The organism is Pseudomonas palleroniana, assembly GCF_022836895.1.
In the GTDB taxonomy this organism is placed as follows: Bacteria; Pseudomonadota; Gammaproteobacteria; order Pseudomonadales; family Pseudomonadaceae; genus Aquipseudomonas; species Aquipseudomonas palleroniana.
The window spans coordinates 3,174,559-3,193,342 of sequence record NZ_CP092411.1 but is presented as its reverse complement, the minus strand read 5'-3'; the positions used below and the strand labels follow the sequence as shown (position 1 = coordinate 3,193,342).

At 60.9% G+C, this 18,784-nt stretch carries 18 protein-coding genes; 12 read left to right on the top strand and 6 right to left on the bottom strand.

Translation table 11 applies throughout. The features are described 5' to 3' along the window. The first annotated feature begins 108 nt into the window (after positions 1-108). Together MJP36_RS14585 and MJP36_RS14580 are read left to right on the top strand one after the other, a co-directional pair. Positions 109-978, top strand: coding sequence for an AraC family transcriptional regulator (locus MJP36_RS14585; protein WP_060752499.1), 870 nt, complete (start codon positions 109-111; stop codon positions 976-978). A 377-nt stretch (positions 979-1,355) separates the two neighbouring features. Continuing rightward, positions 1,356-1,694 carry a DUF6124 family protein gene (locus tag MJP36_RS14580; protein ID WP_244383287.1) on the top strand — a complete coding sequence of 113 codons (339 nt, stop codon included), beginning with the start codon at positions 1,356-1,358 and terminating at the stop codon, positions 1,692-1,694. Between the two features lie 184 nt (positions 1,695-1,878). Here the strand turns inward: MJP36_RS14580 and MJP36_RS14575 are convergent, their stop codons facing one another. Beyond that, positions 1,879-2,805, bottom strand: coding sequence for a DHH family phosphoesterase (locus tag MJP36_RS14575; protein WP_244383286.1), 927 nt, complete (start codon positions 2,803-2,805; stop codon positions 1,879-1,881). A gap of 382 nt (positions 2,806-3,187) precedes the next feature. Between MJP36_RS14575 and MJP36_RS14570 the strand changes: the two genes are divergently transcribed. Together MJP36_RS14570 and MJP36_RS14565 are read left to right on the top strand one after the other, a co-directional pair. Continuing rightward, on the top strand, positions 3,188-4,228 hold the full coding sequence (locus MJP36_RS14570; protein ID WP_244383285.1) for an alpha/beta hydrolase family protein: 1,041 nt from the start codon (positions 3,188-3,190) through the stop codon (positions 4,226-4,228). 101 nt (positions 4,229-4,329) lie between these two features. After that, a complete protein-coding gene (locus MJP36_RS14565) occupies positions 4,330-5,391 on the top strand; it encodes an SDR family oxidoreductase (RefSeq protein WP_244383284.1) in 1,062 nt (353 codons plus the stop codon). A gap of 112 nt (positions 5,392-5,503) precedes the next feature. Here the strand turns inward: MJP36_RS14565 and MJP36_RS14560 are convergent, their stop codons facing one another. The 4 genes from MJP36_RS14560 to MJP36_RS14545 form a co-directional block, all read right to left on the bottom strand. Continuing rightward, positions 5,504-7,357, bottom strand: coding sequence for an ABC transporter ATP-binding protein (locus MJP36_RS14560; RefSeq protein ID WP_090370452.1), 1,854 nt, complete (start codon positions 7,355-7,357; stop codon positions 5,504-5,506). A gap of 155 nt (positions 7,358-7,512) precedes the next feature. Beyond that, positions 7,513-8,181, bottom strand: a complete 669-nt coding sequence (locus MJP36_RS14555) for a hypothetical protein (protein ID WP_244383283.1) — start codon at positions 8,179-8,181, stop codon at positions 7,513-7,515. A gap of 3 nt (positions 8,182-8,184) precedes the next feature. After that, positions 8,185-9,468: a M48 family metallopeptidase gene (locus MJP36_RS14550; RefSeq protein ID WP_244383282.1), complete on the bottom strand. Its 1,284-nt coding sequence runs from the start codon at positions 9,466-9,468 to the stop codon at positions 8,185-8,187. Positions 9,469-9,504: 36 nt separating this feature from the next. Further along, a complete protein-coding gene (locus tag MJP36_RS14545; protein WP_060752492.1) occupies positions 9,505-9,933 on the bottom strand; it encodes a hypothetical protein in 429 nt (142 codons plus the stop codon). Between the two features lie 172 nt (positions 9,934-10,105). Here MJP36_RS14545 and MJP36_RS14540 point away from each other — a divergent pair, with 172 nt between their 5' ends. The 3 genes from MJP36_RS14540 to MJP36_RS14530 all read left to right on the top strand — a co-directional run bounded on the left by MJP36_RS14540 (position 10,106) and on the right by MJP36_RS14530 (position 11,798). Then, the gene (locus tag MJP36_RS14540; RefSeq protein WP_090370447.1) at positions 10,106-11,053 is read left to right on the top strand and encodes a helix-turn-helix transcriptional regulator; all 948 of its coding nucleotides are present in this window, start codon (positions 10,106-10,108) and stop codon (positions 11,051-11,053) included. 131 nt (positions 11,054-11,184) lie between these two features. Continuing rightward, positions 11,185-11,478 (top strand): superinfection immunity protein, encoded by a 294-nt coding sequence (locus MJP36_RS14535; protein ID WP_161550289.1) that lies wholly within the window; start codon positions 11,185-11,187, stop codon positions 11,476-11,478. Between the two features lie 74 nt (positions 11,479-11,552). Then, a complete protein-coding gene (locus MJP36_RS14530) occupies positions 11,553-11,798 on the top strand; it encodes a hypothetical protein (protein ID WP_060752489.1) in 246 nt (81 codons plus the stop codon). Positions 11,799-12,169: 371 nt separating this feature from the next. On the opposite strand, the gene MJP36_RS14525 is transcribed toward MJP36_RS14530, so the two are convergent. After that, the gene (locus MJP36_RS14525) at positions 12,170-13,105 is read right to left on the bottom strand and encodes an AraC-like ligand-binding domain-containing protein (protein WP_244383281.1); all 936 of its coding nucleotides are present in this window, start codon (positions 13,103-13,105) and stop codon (positions 12,170-12,172) included. 559 nt (positions 13,106-13,664) lie between these two features. Between MJP36_RS14525 and oxdA the strand changes: the two genes are divergently transcribed. The 5 genes from oxdA to nthA all read left to right on the top strand — a co-directional run bounded on the left by oxdA (position 13,665) and on the right by nthA (position 18,758). Next, entirely contained in the window at positions 13,665-14,723 is a 1,059-nt protein-coding gene (oxdA, locus tag MJP36_RS14520; protein ID WP_060752486.1) for an aliphatic aldoxime dehydratase, read from the top strand. An 87-nt stretch (positions 14,724-14,810) separates the two neighbouring features. Further along, a complete protein-coding gene (locus MJP36_RS14515) occupies positions 14,811-15,677 on the top strand; it encodes a transporter (RefSeq protein ID WP_244383280.1) in 867 nt (288 codons plus the stop codon). Positions 15,678-15,800: 123 nt separating this feature from the next. Continuing rightward, positions 15,801-16,325, top strand: coding sequence for a group I truncated hemoglobin (locus tag MJP36_RS14510; RefSeq protein ID WP_244383279.1), 525 nt, complete (start codon positions 15,801-15,803; stop codon positions 16,323-16,325). Positions 16,326-16,559: 234 nt separating this feature from the next. After that, positions 16,560-18,074, top strand: a complete 1,515-nt coding sequence (locus MJP36_RS14505) for an amidase (protein WP_244383278.1) — start codon at positions 16,560-16,562, stop codon at positions 18,072-18,074. Positions 18,075-18,155: 81 nt separating this feature from the next. Continuing rightward, the gene (gene nthA / locus MJP36_RS14500) at positions 18,156-18,758 is read left to right on the top strand and encodes a nitrile hydratase subunit alpha (protein ID WP_060752482.1); all 603 of its coding nucleotides are present in this window, start codon (positions 18,156-18,158) and stop codon (positions 18,756-18,758) included. Positions 18,759-18,784 lie beyond the last annotated feature (26 nt).

Here is an 18,784-nt window from a genome sequence, read left to right as displayed (position 1 = left end):
CTGGTTTTTGGTGAGCAGCCCAATCGCACCTTGAGCAAACCCGGCTAGGCACGCCCCCCTCGCTGTAGGCGACTCTATCGCCGACCGCCCCTCCAGGAGTTTCTTCCAGTGTCCGAAACGCCCAGCCACCTCGCCTACACCAAACGTTTCAACGTCGTCCTCGCCTATATCGAAGCCAATCTCGAAGGTGACCTGTCGGTGAATACGTTGAGCCAGGTGGCGAACTTTTCGGCGTTTCACTTCCATCGACAGTTCACTGCGTTTGTCGGCGTGCCGGTATCACGGTATGTGCAGCTGATGCGTCTGCGTCGTGCGGCCCATAGCTTGGCGGGCCTTGCCGAGTATTCGGTGCTGGATGCCGCGCTCAGTGCCGGTTTTGAAAGCCCGGAGGCGTTCAGCCGGGCGTTTCGGCGGGCGTTCGGTATGGCGCCGAGTGTGTTCAGGAAGGCGCCGAACTGGCAGACCTGGAATGCGGTGTTCGCCATCCCTCACTTTTCCAGGACGATCATCATGCAATTACGCATCTTAGAATTCACTGAAACCCAGGTCGCCGCGCTTGAGCATCGCGGGCCCGCCGGGCTCGTCAATCACACGACCAGCCGATTTATCGAATGGCGCAAGCACAGCGGCCAGTCGCCGGTGGCGTCGAGCCGCACGTTTGGCATTCCCTATACCAACCCCGATACCACCCCGCCGGAGGCATTCCGTTTTGTCATCTGTGGCGAGATTGACGAGGCTGTGGCGCCGAATGCGTTTGGCGTGCATGAGCGCGTCATTCCGGGTGGGCGATGCGTGGTGGTGCGGCATGTGGGGTCGCCGGATCATATCGGCGAAACGATCTATCCGATTTATCGCGATTGGTTGCCTGCCAGTGGCGAGGAGCTTCGCGACCATCCGCTGTTCTTCCATTACCTGAGCGTTTACCCCGAGACGCCGCAGGATCAGTGGCAGACCGATGTGTATGTTCCGCTGAAATAGCGTCCGAAAAGGGGACGGATTTACTTTTGAAGAAATCCCGCCCCCTTTTCGCTCAAGCCCAGTTAGAAGCCTCGGCGCCTTGCTCCATTGCCTACAGTTGCGTCAGAATCCGCCGGCTTGTGCGCTTGAGTGGGCGTCTCTAAGGTGGCCGGGTCGCTGACAACTCAGTGATCGGGTTTAGTAGCCCTGGGGTCAATTACACTTAATGCATAGGTTTCATCTGTCAGACGTTCCTGTCTGTGCTTGATGGTGGCTGTGCGTAGGGCGCCTTCGGGTGCGCCGGCTTTGTGTAATTCCCCGGTCTACTAACCTGCGTACAGCTGCCACCCTTCTCGTGTAGTAGCGACAGGGTGTCGGCCCCATTCAGGAATTGCACCATGTTCAAAATAACGCCCAACCCTCCAAACGGACCCGACCTGAAACTGAATCAGGCTGCGCACCGTGCAATTGATCATTACCTCAACGCAGGTACCGAACGGCCAGAGCCCCCTCCTCCACCTTCGAAGACGCTGTTCAGCGTCGCTGACGATGCCAACAGTGAAGTGCTGATTGCCAATAGCTATGAGACTTTTTCTTCGGTGACTGCGTTGTTGCTTGACCTGTCGGATGAACTGACGGGGAAACAGCGAGATGTGGCGTTGGCGATTCACCAACTCAGCGAGTTGGGCGTATTGCTGATGGATAAGTTGATGACGCGCGAGGCGGCTATCGGCTAGCCGCTTTGCCCACAAAAGGTCGCCGAGTCGTCTCAACCTATGCAAAAACCCGGCGACCTCTTGCCTCTATGACATTGGCGGCAGCACGGATGAAGTGAGGGTCAAACTCGGGTAAATACTTCAAGGCGCTGACCCTCTTCATTGTGAGGCGGCCGGCTTTTGCATGATGCGGGCTTTGGCGACGCTACCCGTTTTTTATGCAGATGCGGGCCAACCCCAGCTTCAACAGTTCCTTACGTAGCAGCGCGTGTTCAAGCACAGCCATTCCGGCCTGCCATTCGATCGACAGCAAATCGCTCAACTTTTGTTGGCTGACCAAGGGCTCAGCCAGAAAGTAGCTTTTGCACTCGCGGATGCTGATGACGTTTAACAGCCAGTCTCCACCCTGCGCCGTCAGCCAGTGACCGATCGTTGAACGATGCGTTCGGATGAGCGCACTGGCATCCCACACCGCCATCTGCGCGAAAACCTGCGGCAGGTTGCTATCGGCTTTCAGCCGCTTCAAATCACCAGCCAACGCGCCAATCAGGTCTGACTCGATAGTGGCTTGACACTCGGAGAAATATCGCTCGGGCCAGTCGGCTTCCAGTTTCGCCCGGCATGCGAGGACTTCATGAGCCCGGATATCCGATGGGGTGGTCAACTGCCCTGTAAAATTCAGGGTATTGTCCAGAATTGCCGTGGCCAGCAACGCAGCACTTTTTTCGCTGATCAGCGGCAACAGCCCTGCCGCTTCCCAACGCTGAAAAATCAGAGTCGCCGCTGCACCGATCGGCAGGATGTCTGCCGCAGATCCGAGCTTCTGCGCCCAATGGTTTTCAAAGCCTGGGTGATGGTCAATGACTTCCACCACCTGTTCAAGAACCACCAACGGATCGAAATGGTGGTAGTCGGAGACATCCACCAACACGAACTCATCACCCGCTCCCGGCAGATAATCGTCCAGAGATGATTGCCATCCGAGCACGGTTCTGGAGATGCTGACATTGAGCGGGGCGCTACTGACGGCCCGAGCATCAACACCTTGGTGATTCAACAGCTCGGCGTACGCAATGCAACAGGCATACGCGTCGATGTCCAGGTACGCCGAACCCGAGGTCACCACCCTCATGACACGTGGGTCACAGCGTGAGCTGCCGAGACAGTCGAAGACAGCTTCAGCGCATGGGCGATGCCCAGCAGAGTCCGCGCTTGCAACGTACGTTCAAACGCTTCCCGGCTTTTCTGACAACACACCGACATCGGCCTTCCTTAAAATCAATTTTACATAACTAAAACATGCACTTAGATTTGTTTAACACACTGTTACGTCCTCTTTCCGCGGAAAAAATCGCATTTTTTCATTGCAAAAATATGACGAAATCTAGACCGCCAGCCCGAGCGCGCGCTCAGCCAAGGCTACTACGGGTATGGATGAAAAACGGCGCGCCGCTCATGGCACTGAACGGGGAACTCAGTGCATGATGCCCCCCCAATCAAGGACGATAACCACAATGAAAACCGCCCTGCACGCCCTGCTCCTGCTGTGCCTGACCGCCCCCGCCTTCGCCGCCGAAAACCCCGTCGGTTTCAACACCGTCACCCTGCCCGACGCACAAAACAACCGGCCACTCGAACTGGCCGTCTGGTACCCCGCCACCACCACGGCCACCCCCACGCTGATCGCCGACAACGCGGTGTTCATCGGTGCCCTCGCCGTGCCTGACGCCCCGCCGGCGGCCGGTGAACATCCGTTGGTGGTGCTCTCCCATGGTTATGGCGGTAATTGGGGCAATCAGGTGTGGCTGGCCAGTGCGCTGGCGCATCAGGGGTACATCGTCGCGGCGGTCAACCACCCGGGCACCACCTCCAAGGATCGCAACCCACACACCGCTGCGCAGTTGTGGTTACGCCCGACCGACCTGAGCCGCGCGATTGATGCGGTGCTGGCTCAGCCGAAGGCATTTGGCGCGGTCGCGGCTGGCCAGATTGCTGCCGTGGGCCATTCCCTTGGCGGCTGGACCGTGCTGGAAACCGCCGGAGCACGCTTCGATCCCGACCTGTTCAGCCGTGACTGCGGCGTCCACCCCAAGCTCGGCGGCTGCATCGGCTATCAGGCGATGAACCCCGCCGGCACACCAGCCGGCAAGGCTCGGTTGGCCGCCGATTTGAGCGACAAACGCGTCAGCGCCATAGTGTCCTTGGACCTGGGCCTGTCACGCGGCTTCACCGACATGAGCCTGGCGACGCTGCCGGTACCGGCGCTGGTCATTGCAGGGGGCGTGCCTTCAGAGGATATGGACCCGCAGCTGGAGTCCGCCGCCCTGGTCAAGCGCCTGCCTGAAGCAACCACGAAATACGTGGAGATCGCCGATGCCACCCACTTCAGTTTCATGTCGATCTGCAAGCCGGGCGGCATGGCGTTGATTGAGGAGAGCTCGCCGGGCGACGGCATGATTTGCCGCGATGGTGAAGGGGCTCGGCCGAGGGCGGTGATTCAGCGACAGGTGGTGGGGCTGATCAGTGAGTTTTTACGCCAATCGTTTCGACCTTGAAGCCGGTATCGACCTTTAAGCACCTAGGACGAGACTGGCGGATAAGGTTGAACCTCTCCCACACGTAGAGGCTCAGAACCCTACATCTTCGGGAGAATTTTATGACCAAGACTGCATTAGTCGTCGGGGCCAGCGGTATCGTTGGCAGCGCCATCACCCAGTTACTGCTCGACCAACAGTGGCAGGTCGCAGCGCTGTCCCGCCACCCCTCGCAAGTACCCGGCGTGATTCCGGTGGCCGCCGACTTGCAGGACCCTGCATCGCTGCAACAGGCCCTGGCCGATTTGAAACCCACCCATGTGTTCATCACCACCTGGTCACGCCAGGCCACCGAAGCCGAGAACATCCGTGTCAACGCGGCCATGGTGCGCAACGTGCTGGACGCCGTGCGCCCCGCCGCAAGCGTGCAGCATGTGGCGTTGGTCACCGGCTTGAAGCATTACCTCGGGCCGTTCGAAAACTACGGCAAGGGCAGCCTGCCGCAAACGCCGTTCCGCGAAGAACAAGGCCGCCTGGACGTGGAGAACTTCTACTACGCCCAGGAAGACGAAGTGTTCGCCGCCGCAAAAAAGGACGGTTTCACCTGGAGCGTGCATCGCCCCCATACCGTCACCGGCGTGGCGGTGGGCAACGCCATGAACATGGCAACCACCCTCGCCGTCTATGCCAGTGTCTGCAAACACACCGCACGCCCGTTCGTATTCCCCGGTTCCCGTGTGCAATGGGACAGCCTCACCGACATGACCGATGCGCGCCAGTTGGCCCAGCAGCAGCTGTGGGCGGCCACCACGCCGGCGGCGGCCAACCAGGCGTTCAACATCACTAATGGCGATGTGTTCCGCTGGAAATGGATGTGGGCGCAGATCGCCGATTATTTTGGTCTTGTACCCGCAGCGTTCCCGGCCAAACCCTCGCCGCTTGAGAGCCAGATGGTCAATGATCAGACGGCCTGGAGCGAGATCGCAGCCAAACACGGGTTGAAGGAAACCGACATCAGCCGCCTGGTCTCGCCCTGGCACACCGATGCCGACCTGGGGCGCCCGATCGAGGTGGTCACCGATATGTCCAAGAGCCGGAAGATGGGCTTTACCGCCTACCAGGCCAGCGACCAGGCGTTTTTTGAGGTATTCGATCAGTTGCGTGAAGCGCGGTTGATCCCTTGAAGAAACCGGCCGCCATTCACGGGCGGCCGCTTTTCTCTGAATGGCTGGCCACAGCCGGTTTACCTGCGCTGCACGCCCCCGGTGGTTTATCCGTGAAGTAGCAGACCTCTGCTCATTCCACACCCTCGACCACGCCTTGATCTTCTCCCAAAAAGCCCCCGCTCTGGTGATGCCAGAGCCGCGCATAGGTACCATTTTTTTCCAGCAATTGGGTATGCGTGCCCTGCTCGATGATGCGTCCGTTGTCCATGACGATAAGCCTGTCCATGGCCGCAATCGTCGACAACCGATGGGCAATGGCAATCACCGTCTTGCCTTGCATCATTTCATCGAGGCTTTCCTGAATGGCGACTTCGACTTCCGAGTCCAGTGCGCTGGTGGCCTCGTCCAGCAGCAGGATCGGCGCGTTTTTGAGCATGACCCGGGCAATGGCGATACGTTGACGCTGGCCGCCGGAGAGTTTGATGCCCCGCTCGCCCACCAGCGTGTCGTAGCCGGAGTGGCCCTGTTTGTCGCTGAGCTGGCTGATGAACTCATCGGCCTGGGCACTGGCTGCGGCACTGCGAATCTGCGCGTCGGTCGCGTCGGGGCGGCCATAGGCGATGTTGTCGCGGATCGAGCGGTGCAGCAGGGAGGTGTCCTGAGTGACCATGCCGATCACGCTGCGCAGGCTTTCCTGTGTGACATGAGCAATGTTTTGCCCATCGATGCGAATCGCGCCCTTGTCCACGTCGTAGAAACGCAACAGCAGGTTGATGAGCGTCGATTTACCGGCGCCGGAGCGCCCCACCAGCCCGATCTTTTCGCCGGGGCGGATGGTCAGGTTCAGGCCATCGAGCACCTGGCGTTCGCCGTTGTAATTGAAGCTCACATTGTCGAAGGTCACCTCACCGGCTGTGCTGATGAGCGCGGGAGCGTCGGGCAGATCCTGCACCTTGGGGCCGCGGGTCAGGGTTTGCATGCCGTCCTGCACGGTGCCGATGTTCTCGAACAGCGCGGTCATCTGCCACATGATCCAGTGAGACATGCCGTTGATGCGCAATGCCATGGCGGTAATGGCCGCCACGGCGCCGGTGCCGACTTCGCCCTGGTGCCACAACCACAGCGCATACCCGCCGGCCCCCATGATCAACCCGACCACCAGGGCCTGGTTGACGATCTCGAACTGGCTGACCAGGCGCATCTGGCGAAAACCGGTCTGCTTGAAATCCTCCATCGCCGCGCGCGCAAAATGCGCTTCGCGCTTGGAGTGAGAGAACAGCTTCACGGTGGTGATGTTGGTGTAGGCGTCCGAAATCCTTCCGGTCATGGACGAGCGCGCATCGGCCTGTTCTTGCCCGACTTTGCCAAGGCGCGGCACGAAGTACGCCATGGCCAGGCCGAACAACACCAGCCAGGCAATGAAAGGCAGCATCAACTTGGGGTCGAAGCCGGCGGCCAGCGCAATGATCGCGATGAAGTACACGCCGATACCGGGCGCGATTTCGATCAGAGTGAACAGCACCTCGCGCACCGACAGCGCGGTTTGCATCACCTTGGTGGTGACGCGGCCGGAGAACTCATCGGAGAAGAACGACAGGCTCTGGCGCAGCATCAACCGGTGAAAATCCCAGCGCAGCCGCAGCGGCAGATTGATCGCCAAGACCTGGTGCTGCACCATCGTGCGCAAGGCCACCAAGCCGATGCTGGTCACCAATACGATAGCGATACCCCACACCACGCGGCTCTCCTGCCCTGCCGCCTCGCCGCCGGCCTGCCAGGTCGAGAGCAGGTCCACAACCTGGCCGAGAAACGAAAACAGCCAGGCCTCGTAAATCGACACACCGGCACTGAGCAGCGCAAGCGCGAGGATGTAACCGCGTGCACCTCGCGTGCAGGCCCACAGGAACCGTGCAAGGCCTTCCGGCGGCGGCGGTACCTCGTCAGGCGGGAAAGGGTCGAGACGTTGTTCAAAGGTGCGCAGCATGAAACTCTCCAAAAACGTTCCAGCAGTGATTCTGGCATTTAAAGGAGACTTTGCGGGGTTTGCATCTGTTCCGTAGAAATAGCGCAATGGCAGGTTTGAGCCCCGAGCGGATGCGCATGCGCTCAGGGCAACCCTTCCCCAGCTGCTTCAACCACTCAGGAATCGTGCCGGGTGCCCTGTTGCAAGGCATCCAGCTGTTGTTGGGCGTGGGCAGCCTGGCAATACGCGTTGAGGATCTCGGCGATCTGGTCGCACTCCAGGGTACGGCCGTCATGCATCAGGCCGGCGGATTGAATGAGGACGTGCGGCTGGGGCTTCTTCAGGGCCAGCGCCTGGTTGCCGAACAGCTGGCGCGCGGAACGGTGCACAGGCAGGGGCGCATCCGCGCGCAACAGCAGTTTCTGCACGGTCAGCCAGCCTGGCTCACTGACCTCGAGATCGACAATGTCGGCCAGCTCGATCGGCGCGCTCAGGGTGTCGACAAACAGCTGGCGGCGGGTCAGGCGCATAAAGACGTGTTGCCCGGCGTTGCGGTGCTGCCAGGTAAGTAGCCCGAACACCACCGCCATCACCGCAGCACACACGGCCAGGCCGGTGGAGCCCCGGTGCAGGGCGAACCCCAGAAAGCCCAGCGCAATCAGCAAAAACAGCGGGCCGCACAGCTTGTAGCGGCGCGAGTTGGTGAATTCGGTCTGCTCGGGTACACGCTGGATGACCTGCTCCAGTTCGGCTATCGCACGCTCGCGCTGAGCCTCGCGGGAGTCGGCATAGTCCTGGCTGAGTGCGCTGGCAAGGTCCGACAGCGGGTCGCGGGGTTGGGTCATTGATCATTCTCCTTGAGGGTTTGTTATACGGGTGAGTTCACTGAACCAGTGTCGGTCGTGTTCGGTGGGCGCCCGGGTGGCCTGGGCCAGCAGTGCGTCATCCAGCACCACGCCCAGTTGCTGCAGGCGAAATACCGTTGGCGGGTGCGTATCAAAAGGGTGTGCGATGGCGTGGTCCAGCACCGCGTCGTTCAAGCGCAACGGGGTGTGCCGCAGGTGGTCGGCCAGGGCCTGGATCAGGTTGGGGTGGTGTTCGGCGAGCAGCCGGTTGATTTCAGCGTCCAGCGCAATCACGCGCAGCAGCGCCTGGCAGAACAACCGCTCACCAGCGATGTTGCCGCCGACTCGATCCGCGACCAGTTCCTGAGCACGGCCCCAGTGATGCACCGCCAGGTGCCAGTGGTGCAGGAAACGCTGCGTCATCCAGAGCGCCGGGCGCTCGATCCACGCAGGGTCGGCCGCCTCAGCACTGAGAGAGGAAAAGTGCCGGCACATCAGGCTGAACTGCGCGCCGATTGCGCTGCCTCGCTCGGTGTCGCGACTGCTGAAATGGCCCAGCTCATGGCCGATGATCGACGCCGTCTCGGCCTGGCTCAGGGTCGAAAGGTAGGTCAATGGCAGGTAAAGAGTACGTCCGGTGAGCCGCTCGCCGGCCGGTTGCAGCGCCACATCGACGCTGGTCACGAAAAACGATTGGTCGATGCCCACCACGATATGGTCGGGAACCGGCGCGCCAGCGGCATGCGCCAGTTGCGCAATCCACGCCCATAACGCCGGGGCCTTGTCGCGCCCCAGGGTTTGCCCCAGAAATGCCGAGGACGGGCGCTCCAGCACGTGCCATTGCTGGCGCAGCCGCTTGATCAGCAGGCACCCCGCCCACAGCACGCCAAGCACCGGCACCGCCACCAGCAGCATGAACCAGCCGCCAGCCTTGAAATGGCTCCAGCCCCAGCTCAGTTCATACGCCAGGCTCAGCGCCAGCGCGCCGACCAGCAGCGCGGTGTAGGCCACCAGCCAATGCCCCAGGGCACGCCAGCAGAGGAGCAGACGGTCGTAAAGAAAGTCCCTGGATTGCCGCGCGCGCCAGGCGTCCAGCCGCAGCTTGAGCCACGTCGCGGGCCCCGCCACCAGCGCGGCAAGGGCCAGCCAGTACGCCAGCGCCGCCAGGGCCTGACGTACACGGTTCCAGACGGGGGCGATGACCTGTGCCTCTCGCAGCACCTCATCGGCGCGCCAGCCCTGCACACTGGCCCAGCCCATCAGCGCCAGCGGTAACAACAGCAGCATCAGCGCCCATGACCCGCGTCCGAATCGGCCCATGGCTCAGTTGGCCTGCAGATAATCGGTCAGGAACGCCTGCGCATTGCCTTGGCTGGACAGCGACTCGTCATAGCCAATGCTCAGCGCTTGGGCTTCGCCGGGCAAGTACAGCTCGCCCCAGCTTTGTTGCAGCACCAGCACCACGAATTTCTGGCCGTCCACGCGGGTGGAGTAGCGGGTGTCCTTGGCGGTCTTCTCCACGGTCATTTTCTGGATCTTCAGGTTCCAGTCGTGATCCACGCCCTCCACCTGCACCAGCGCCTGGTTGTCACTGCGCGCACCGATGCGCAGGGTCCAGACCTTCACACCGCCCGCGCCGGCATAGGCCAGCACTTTCTCCGCCACTTCCGGGCGATTGTCAGCGTGGGCAAGCCCCGCCATCACGGCCAGCACCAGGCCCAGCAGGGCCGCCCACTTGCGATAAATCAACATATCCGCTTCCTCAAAGTTTCAAAGCCGATCATTGAAATCAACACGCGGGGGTCTGCCAAGCGGTCCGGCCGCTGCGCACAACAATAAGGCCGTGGCTCACAACAACTGATCCGGTTGCCCGATGTCGGTATCATGCAACGCTGCCAACCAGCTCTGACGGACGCTTTATCCAATGGACCGCCGCAACCCGTATCTCGATACCCAATTCTGCTTTGATCATCCAGAGGCCCTCGCCCAGGCCGGCGTATTCGATGACAGTGCGCGGCAGGTCATGGGCAGCGCAATCGGGCATTACCGTGCGCAGACGGTGCAGCCGTACTTGCAGTATTTCGACTGTGACTTGCTGTTCCCCGAGCCGTTGAGCATCCATAAAGTGCTGCCCGACAGCGTGTGCATCGTGCAAGTGCTGGGTGGGCAGTGGCAGCATCGGGTGGACGGCGTGCTGAATCACTACACGCCCGGCGCCCCCCATGTGCTGGGCTTGAGCGAAAGCATGGAAGCCATGGACCAGATGCCCGCAGGCAGCCGTGCACGCATGGCCGGGCTGCGCATCGGTGGCGACTACCTGCGCGAGATGGCCGAAGAAGACCCGGCACTGCAACCGTTGTCCACGCTGCTTGGTGATGGGATGCACTTTTCAGAGCTGAACGGCTGCCACGCCGTTGGGCGCTTGCTCGAGCGGCTTTATCACTCACCTTACGAGGGCACGCTGGAGCGGCTGAACCAGGAAAGCCTGAGCCTGGCCGTGCTGGTGGAACTGGCCGCGCATCTGTCTGCGCCGCCGGTCGAGCCTGCGGCCACGCTGCGCAGCCATTCGGACTTGGCACACGAAGCACGCTTTCAGCTCGACGCCAACCTGATGAACCCGCCCGGCACCCAGGCGCTGGCACGGCAGTTGGGTGTGGGCGAAACCACCCTGAGACGGGCCTTTAACCGCGTGTATGGTCAGTCGATGCTCGATTACGTGCGCCACCAGCGCCTGGAGCTGGCACGCACCCTGCTGCGTCAGCGCAAATGGCACGTGGCGCAGATTGCCCACCGCGTGGGCTATGCCAACCCCGCCAACTTCAGCCATGCCTATAAAGCGTATTTCGGCCATCCGCCGGGGGCTGAATCCTGATGTCTGTTGCGCCTGAGCCCTTGAAAATCGTGGCCTGACCGTTTTTTGCGCTTGCCTGTTCAAGGACAAGGCATTGTGATATCACTGCTCTCAAAGCCGCGATCCAAAGCGGCTGGCCTGGAGAGCTGGCGATGAGGGTATTTGGCCTGGCAGTACTTGTCCCAACCTGCGCCGTCAGCTCTCTGATCTGTACGGGTGACACGGCGATCGCCTTGGCAGCCAGTTTCCTGTTTTATCTCAGCGCCGTTTTGCTCTACATGTACCCATCGATCTGCGTCGCCCTCCTCCATCCGAACCCTCCGCGTGCCTTGCTCAAGATCAATCTCCTCGCGGGGTGGACCGTATTCGGTTGGGTCAAGGCCTATCGTTGGGCGCTTGCCGAACTGCATGAGCAGGATGCCAATGTACTCAAGCGCAAAGATTGAAAGTGATGGCCTATTGGCACTTTTTGCACGCGCACGGGTCAATCGTGCATCACTACTTACGCTAGTACGTCATCATGCACAGCTGGAAGAAAATATCGTTGACTGAGGGTCTGGAGCGGAGTCTGCCGGGGCATACGGTGGATTGCGTGCTGATCAACGGCTGGACGGCCACCGTTTTTGTCAGGCAGCCAGAACATGAATCGATGTTTTGCACGACGGGTATCAACCTCGCCAAGCTGGCAGACAGCTCGAGCGTTCAGCAACTCGCTGACGAGATAACGTTTGAGGTTGATATGTCCAGGAACAGGAGCGCCGGCTAGCGCTCCCCTATCGACTTATTCTGCAGTGCTGGCGAGGTATTCGCCGGCTCGGCGAACAAGCTTCCTCCACTCTCTCCCATTGATGAGGCCGGTGCTCTCCATATCGTCGGCCCTGCTCAGCAACTTGAAATATTGATCCTCAATATCCTCGTGGTTTACGGCCTGGGCATACATTTCAGCCCAGCTTTGCACAGCGGAACGCCGCATTGGATGTTGCATGTGAGCACCTGATTATGTCCGCGCAGATAGAGCGGTGCCCTTCAAAAATCGTTCAGTGGTGCGAGGGGAGATCCGACCAACGGTGGCGCGAGGCCATTATCGATATCGATACCGCGCAGGTTGCGCTCGGTGTTTTCAAATGGCACACCCTCTCAATTTCGCTGCAAAAGCGTGTTGGGCGCGACGCCGAACTCCTTGCGGAACGCATGGCTGAAATGCGAGAAGTCAGAAAACCCGAAGTCCAGCGCGGCCTGCGAGACACTGCGCGCTTGGCCACGCTCGATCGCTTCCCGGCTGGCATTCAGCCGTTCTCTCCAGATCTCCGCCGCAGGGGTTTTCTGGTAGCGCGCAAAGGCACGCGTGACGGTGCGAGTAGATACATTGTGGGCTTGGGCGATGGCCTCGATCGACAGGTCCGGCTCGGCCAGATGGCGTTGGATGTACTGCATGATGCGGCCGTAGAGGTCCAGTTCCTGGTGAACGGCCTTCAGGTCCTGAAGTTCCAGGCTGATCACCAGCAGGTCGAGCAACGCCTCTGAATAACGACTGGAGATGCCTTCATCCTGGAATGCAGCAGGCGTATTGGCCGCGTGGCGCAGCATTTCACGCAAGGGGATAACGCCAGGCCGTCGATCATCGAGCACCATCGCGGTGTAATCCGCAATACGCGGCAGGCGTTCACTGAGCAGGGCTCGCGGGATGCGCACCAGGTGGTTTTCGGTACCACCGAGGCTGAATCGGAACGCTTGCGTTGCGTCATAAAGAAACAAATTACCGGTTGCCAGGCTGGCTTTCCTGCCGCCCTGTTCAATCTGGCCATGACCGTTTCGGGCAAACCCCAACCATAAATCGTCGGCCGGACCGCTGCGCAGATGCTGCTCGGAACGCTCCCAGTAATGCAGTGGCGATGACAGCGAGCAGATGTCCAGAGCGCCTAACGCATTGACCGCAAGCGCGCCATCGAAACTGCTCTGGGACAGGGGTTTGCTGTCGGCCGCCAGGCAATGGCGACAGACCACTTCTTTCCAGTATTCAAAGCGACGGGGTGCGGCGACAGCGAGGGTCGAATACTGAGTACTTGGATTCATGACACTGACCTCGGTACAGCAATGCAGTAAGAGCTGGAAAAGGTGTTACCGGCTTTTCAGCGCTAGCAATTAACAGGCCAGGCGCCTTCACGGGCGCAGGTGAGTGATCGACACGCGTCTGTCACCGACATTGTCTCCCCTCGCCCGTATGCAAGGTGACGACCTCGCCCTACCCATTAAGAGGCACGGCCCCGTGTGTTTACAGCGGTGGTGCACCAACCTCGATCATGCCCGCGCGCGCCTGCTTACGCTGTCTTTTCCAACCAAACGGTTGTCTCGACGAACCAAGCGGCTGCGCGTCGTCACGCCTAATTTCCACCTCACAGCAACTCAACCCCCGCTGATGAGGCTCGCCATGTATCGACCCTGTTCACCCCCCTTGGCTGACACCTCCTGGCTCCTGCAGAGGCGCGACCTCGTGCCTGAAGAGTCGGCGTATTGGTTGATCGAGTGGGGGGCGATGAAGCTGCTGCACCGACGACAGACCGCCAAGCGCGGCCAGCCGCCCAAGTACTGATGCCCAACCGTAGGCCTGAACCAAAATAACGAGGAGCTCAACATGGAATCTGCAATCGACACACATCTCAAATGCCCGCGCACCCTTTCTCGCCGCGTGCCCGATGAGTACCAGCCGCCCTTTGCAATGTGGGTGGCACGCGCCGACGAGCATTTGGAACAGGTGGTGATGGCTTACTTCGGCGTGCAGTATCGCGGCGAAGCGCAGCGCGCAGCCGCGCTGCAGGCGATGCGTCATATCGTCGAAAGTTTCAGCCTGGCCGATGGCCCGCAGACCCATGACTTGACCCACCACACCGACAACAGCGGCTTCGATAACCTGATTGTGGTTGGCTACTGGAAGGATCCGGCGGCTCACTGCCGCTGGCTGCGCTCGGCGCCGGTCAACGCCTGGTGGGCATCAGAGGACAGGCTCAACGACGGCCTTGGCTATTTTCGCGAGATCAGCGCACCACGCGCCGAGCAATTCGAGACGCTGTACGCCTTCCAGGACAACCTGCCCGGTGTCGGCGCGGTCATGGATCGCATCAGCGGCGAAATCGAAGAGCACGGTTATTGGGGCTCGATGCGCGACCGCTTCCCGATCTCGCAGACGGACTGGATGAAGCCGACGAGCGAGCTGCAAGTGATCGCCGGTGACCCGGCCCAAGGTGGGCGCGTGGTGGTTTTGGGGCATGACAACCTCACGCTGATCCGTTCCGGCCAGGACTGGGCGGATGCCGAGGCTGAAGAGCGCTCGCTGTACCTCGACGAAATCCTGCCGACCTTGCAGGACGGCATGGACTTCCTGCGAGACAACGGCCAACCGCTGGGCTGCTACAGCAACCGGTTCGTGCGCAATATCGACCTGGACGGCAACTTTCTCGACGTCAGCTACAACATCGGTCACTGGCGCTCGGTGGAGAAACTCGAACGCTGGGCCGAATCCCACCCGACCCACCTGCGCATTTTCGTGACCTTCTTTCGCGTGGCCGCGGGCTTGAAGAAGTTGCGGCTGTACCACGAAGTATCGGTATCGGACGCCAAGAGCCAGATCTTCGAGTACATCAACTGCCATCCGCAGACCGGCATGTTGCGCGACGCGCAAGTATCGCCCGCCTGACGCCAGCCCTGACTCCACTTTTAGCCCTGCGCTTTGCCTGACTGGCGATAGCGGGGCTCTTTTTGCCCGCAAAAAGGATCCTCGACCATGAAACAGTTTCGTTACCTGTCGCTTGCAGCCCTCCTCCCCAGCCTTTGCGCTCACGCGGTCGAGGTAGCCCCTGGCGACTACGAGCAGTTGCCCGCTGATGCAACGCTTGGCCTGCTCTACTACCAGCACTCCACCACGAAGAGTGCTTACGCCCAAGGCCACAAAATCAGTTCCGATTTCGACCTGACTTCCGACGTCGGCATTCTGCGACTGCTGCACGTCTACCAGCTGAGCGAGCGACTCACCGTCTCGCCACAACTCCTGTTGCCCTTCGGCCATGTCTCAAGCGGCGGTGACGCTTCCGCCTTGGGCAACACCCGTGGCGTGGGCGACCTCATTCTCACCGCGCCGCTCAAATACACGCTAAACGATGCCAAAGACGTCCTCGGCGCCACTGCTTACCTCTACGTGCCTAGCGGCAACTACGACAAGAACGACGCGCTCAACCTGGGCGAGAACCGCTGGAAGGTTGACCTCCAGGCGGCCTACATCAAGCACTTCTCGGAAAAGTGGGCCGTCGACCTCGTAGGCGATGCTATTTGGTATGGCGACAACAACGACTTCGGCGCCAACTCCGCGCGCAGGGAGCAGGACGTTTCCTACGAAACCCAGTTGATGGGCCGCTACATGCCTGACCCAACCACCGCGCTGGCCATTGGCTTTGGCCACAACTGGGGCGGCGAAACCCAAGTCGCGGGTGTCAACCAGGACGACAAGATGCAGACCACCAACTTTCGCGTCACCGCCACCAAGTTCGTCACCGCCAAGGACCAGCTTCAGCTGCAACTGGGCCGCGACCTGTCGGTGGAGAACGGGCCAAAGGAAAACTTTCGCATGAACCTGCGTTACGCACGGGTTTTCTGACCCCTGTCCGCCTGGATCAAACGGTTGTCCTCACCAGCCAAGCGTGTGCGCGAGAGCAGATCTAACGTGAACCCGCCAGCCGTAGCCAATGAGATTGTCCCCACTGAAACGGAGAAATCACACATGACCGACCAACAACCCGCCCTGGAACAACAGCCCTCCCTCTACACGCGCCTTGGGGGCTACGACGTTATCTATCAGTTCGCCGGCGCCGTGTTGAGAAAAACAATGGGCCACCCTGCCATCGGGCACATCTGGGCCCATATGTCCGAATCAACGTTCCAGAAGGAACACATCAATTTTGTCGATTTCCTCTCTGAGCACTGGGGCGGAAGCGCCAAATACCGGGGGCGGGACATGGTCACCGCGCATCGGGGCATGGGGCTTACCGAGGTGCACTGGCAAGCCGTGCTCGATTGTCTCGAGGAGTGCTACAACGACTACGACCTGGCGGCGAACCTGCGCAAAGAGGTCAATGACTTTCTCATCAAGTTCAAGCCGGCGGTGATAGGTAGCCCCTCCTATCGGGACGTCGTACTCGCCCACCCTGAAATGGACCCCGCCAAGGGCATGAAAAGCGTCGGCGTTATCTGGCCCAAACACGAGAAGTCATCTGCGCAAGACGCAATGCCTGATCCCCAGAAATAAGCCGTTTGGATCTTCAGGGCATACGCCCTGCTGCCGGGGTTCGCCCTGGCAGCTGAAGCTCACGGGACACACCCGTCCCTTTCAACCAAATGGCTGTCTTGCTCAACCAAGCGCCGTTCGATCACCAGAGATAGCTTAGTCACAGACCCCAGTCACGCGGACACCTTTGCAGGACCTCGCCGCGAGACATGTGCACAGACATTTGCCAGCCCACTTCAGGAAACAGGACGTCTCATGGCCATCATCCGCCCGACTGTCGAACAACTGCAGGACCTCGCTACCAGCCTGCACATACAGCTGACACGCGAACAAGCCAGCGAATATCTGGCGCTCATGCAACCCAGTTTCGATGCGTACGACCTGGTCGATGATCTGCCCGATTTCACACCGCTGGTGCGCTACGAGCGCAGCGCGGGTTACCGCCCCTCGAACACTGAAAACACGCTCAACGCCTGGTACTACAAGACGGAGGTGATGGGCGCCAGTTCAGGCACGCTGGCGGGCAAGACCGTCGCTCTCAAAGACAACATCGCCCTGGCCGGCGTCCCGATGATGAACGGCGCCGCGCCATTGGAGGGTTTTGTCCCTTCGTTCGACGCCACCGTGGTCACGCGTTTGCTCGATGCCGGCGCGACCATCCTCGGCAAAGCCACCTGCGAGCACTACTGCCTCTCGGGGGGCAGCCACACCTCTGACCCAGCCCCGGTGCACAACCCTCATCGTCACGGTTATGCCGCTGGCGGTTCCTCATCGGGCAGCGCTGCCCTGGTCGCCGCCGGCGAGGTGGACATCGCCGTGGGCGGCGACCAAGGCGGTTCCATCCGCATCCCGTCGGCTTTCTGCGGAACCTACGGAATGAAGCCAACCCATGGCCTGGTGCCCTACACCGGCATCATGGCGATTGAAGCGACCATCGATCACGTCGGCCCGATTACCGCCAACGTGCGCGACAACGCGCTGATGCTGCAGGCCATGGCCGGTTCCGATGGCCTCGACCCACGCCAGGCAGAGCCGCAGGTCGATGACTATGGCAGCTACCTGGGGCGGGGCGTGAGCGGTCTCAGAATCGGCGTCGTGCAGGAAGGGTTCGCGCTGGCCAATCAGGATCCGCGTGTGGCGGACAAGGTGCGCGAGGCCATCGCCCATCTCGAGGCCTTGGGCGCGCAGGTGGAGCCGGTGTCCATTCCCGAACACAACCTGGCGGGATCGCTGTGGCACCCCATCGGCTGCGAAGGTCTGACCATGCAGATGATGCATGGCAACGGCGCCGGCTTTAACTGGAAAGGCCTGTACGACATCGGCCTGCTCGACAAACAAGCCGGCTGGCGCGAACAGGCTGACCAATTGTCCGCGTCTCTCAAGCTCTGCATGTTCGTCGGCCAATACGGCCTGACGCACTACAACGGGCGTTACTACGCCAAGGCCCAGAACCTGGCGCGCTTTGCCCGGCAAGGCTATGACAAGGCATTGCAGTCCTATGACCTGCTGGTGATGCCGACCACTCCCATCACGGCCCAACCGCACCCGCCAGCGCACTGCTCGATCACCGAATACGTGGCGCGCGCCCTGGAAATGATCGGCAACACCGCGCCTCAGGACATCACCGGGCATCCCGCAATGTCGATTCCGTGCGGCTCGGTGGACGGCATGCCCGTCGGCTTGATGCTGATCGCCAGGCACTACGCCGAAGGCACGATCTACCAGGCGGCGGCGGCGTTCGAAGCCGCGGTGGACTGGCGCACGCTCTGAGTTTCAACCCTGCAAAACAATAAGAACGACCGGCACGTTTCAATCACTCCACAACCACGTTGACTGATAGGAGATACCTCAATGAGTCCATCTACGCCCACTTCTGCGAGCACCTCGACACCCGGCGAACGAGCCTGGGCATTGTTTCAAGTCCTCAAGAGCAAGGAGCTCATCCCACAGGGTTATGTCGAGCAGCTCACGCAATTGATGGAGCACGGCTGGAGCCCGGAAAACGGCGCCCGCGTGGTCGCCAAGGCCTGGGTCGATCCGCAGTTCCGGGCGCTGTTGCTCAAGGACGGCACCGCCGCCTGCGCCCAGTTTGGCTACACCGGCCCGCAGGGCGAATACATCGTCGCCCTGGAAGACACGCCCCAGCTGAAAAACGTGATTGTCTGCAGCCTGTGTTCCTGCACCAACTGGCCTGTGCTTGGCCTGCCGCCTGAGTGGTACAAGGGCTTCGAGTTCCGCGCGCGCCTGGTCCGAGAGGGCCGCACCGTCCTGCGCGAGCTGGGCACCGAGCTGCCGAGCGACATGGTGGTCAAGGTCTGGGACACCAGCGCCGAAAGCCGCTACCTGGTGCTGCCGGTACGGCCTGAAGGCACCGAGCACATGAGCGAGGAGCAGCTTCAGGCCCTGGTGACCAAAGACGTGCTGATCGGCGTCGCCCTGCCCCGCGTTGATTGAGACAAACAACGCCCCATCTTTCAATT

Coding starts and splice junctions, on each gene's coding strand:
- MJP36_RS14580 (WP_244383287.1), top strand. CDS start 1,356: ATGTTCAAAATAACGCCCAACCCTCCAAACGGACCCGACCTGAAACTG.
- MJP36_RS14575 (WP_244383286.1), bottom strand. CDS start 2,805: ATGAGGGTGGTGACCTCGGGTTCGGCGTACCTGGACATCGACGCGTAT.
- MJP36_RS14570 (WP_244383285.1), top strand. CDS start 3,188: ATGAAAACCGCCCTGCACGCCCTGCTCCTGCTGTGCCTGACCGCCCCC.
- MJP36_RS14565 (WP_244383284.1), top strand. CDS start 4,330: ATGACCAAGACTGCATTAGTCGTCGGGGCCAGCGGTATCGTTGGCAGC.
- MJP36_RS14560 (WP_090370452.1), bottom strand. CDS start 7,357: ATGCTGCGCACCTTTGAACAACGTCTCGACCCTTTCCCGCCTGACGAG.
- MJP36_RS14555 (WP_244383283.1), bottom strand. CDS start 8,181: ATGACCCAACCCCGCGACCCGCTGTCGGACCTTGCCAGCGCACTCAGC.
- MJP36_RS14550 (WP_244383282.1), bottom strand. CDS start 9,468: ATGCTGCTGTTGTTACCGCTGGCGCTGATGGGCTGGGCCAGTGTGCAG.
- MJP36_RS14545 (WP_060752492.1), bottom strand. CDS start 9,933: ATGTTGATTTATCGCAAGTGGGCGGCCCTGCTGGGCCTGGTGCTGGCC.
- MJP36_RS14540 (WP_090370447.1), top strand. CDS start 10,106: ATGGACCGCCGCAACCCGTATCTCGATACCCAATTCTGCTTTGATCAT.
- MJP36_RS14535 (WP_161550289.1), top strand. CDS start 11,185: ATGAGGGTATTTGGCCTGGCAGTACTTGTCCCAACCTGCGCCGTCAGC.
- MJP36_RS14530 (WP_060752489.1), top strand. CDS start 11,553: ATGCACAGCTGGAAGAAAATATCGTTGACTGAGGGTCTGGAGCGGAGT.
- MJP36_RS14525 (WP_244383281.1), bottom strand. CDS start 13,105: ATGAATCCAAGTACTCAGTATTCGACCCTCGCTGTCGCCGCACCCCGT.
- oxdA (WP_060752486.1), top strand. CDS start 13,665: ATGGAATCTGCAATCGACACACATCTCAAATGCCCGCGCACCCTTTCT.
- MJP36_RS14515 (WP_244383280.1), top strand. CDS start 14,811: ATGAAACAGTTTCGTTACCTGTCGCTTGCAGCCCTCCTCCCCAGCCTT.
- MJP36_RS14510 (WP_244383279.1), top strand. CDS start 15,801: ATGACCGACCAACAACCCGCCCTGGAACAACAGCCCTCCCTCTACACG.
- MJP36_RS14505 (WP_244383278.1), top strand. CDS start 16,560: ATGGCCATCATCCGCCCGACTGTCGAACAACTGCAGGACCTCGCTACC.
- nthA (WP_060752482.1), top strand. CDS start 18,156: ATGAGTCCATCTACGCCCACTTCTGCGAGCACCTCGACACCCGGCGAA.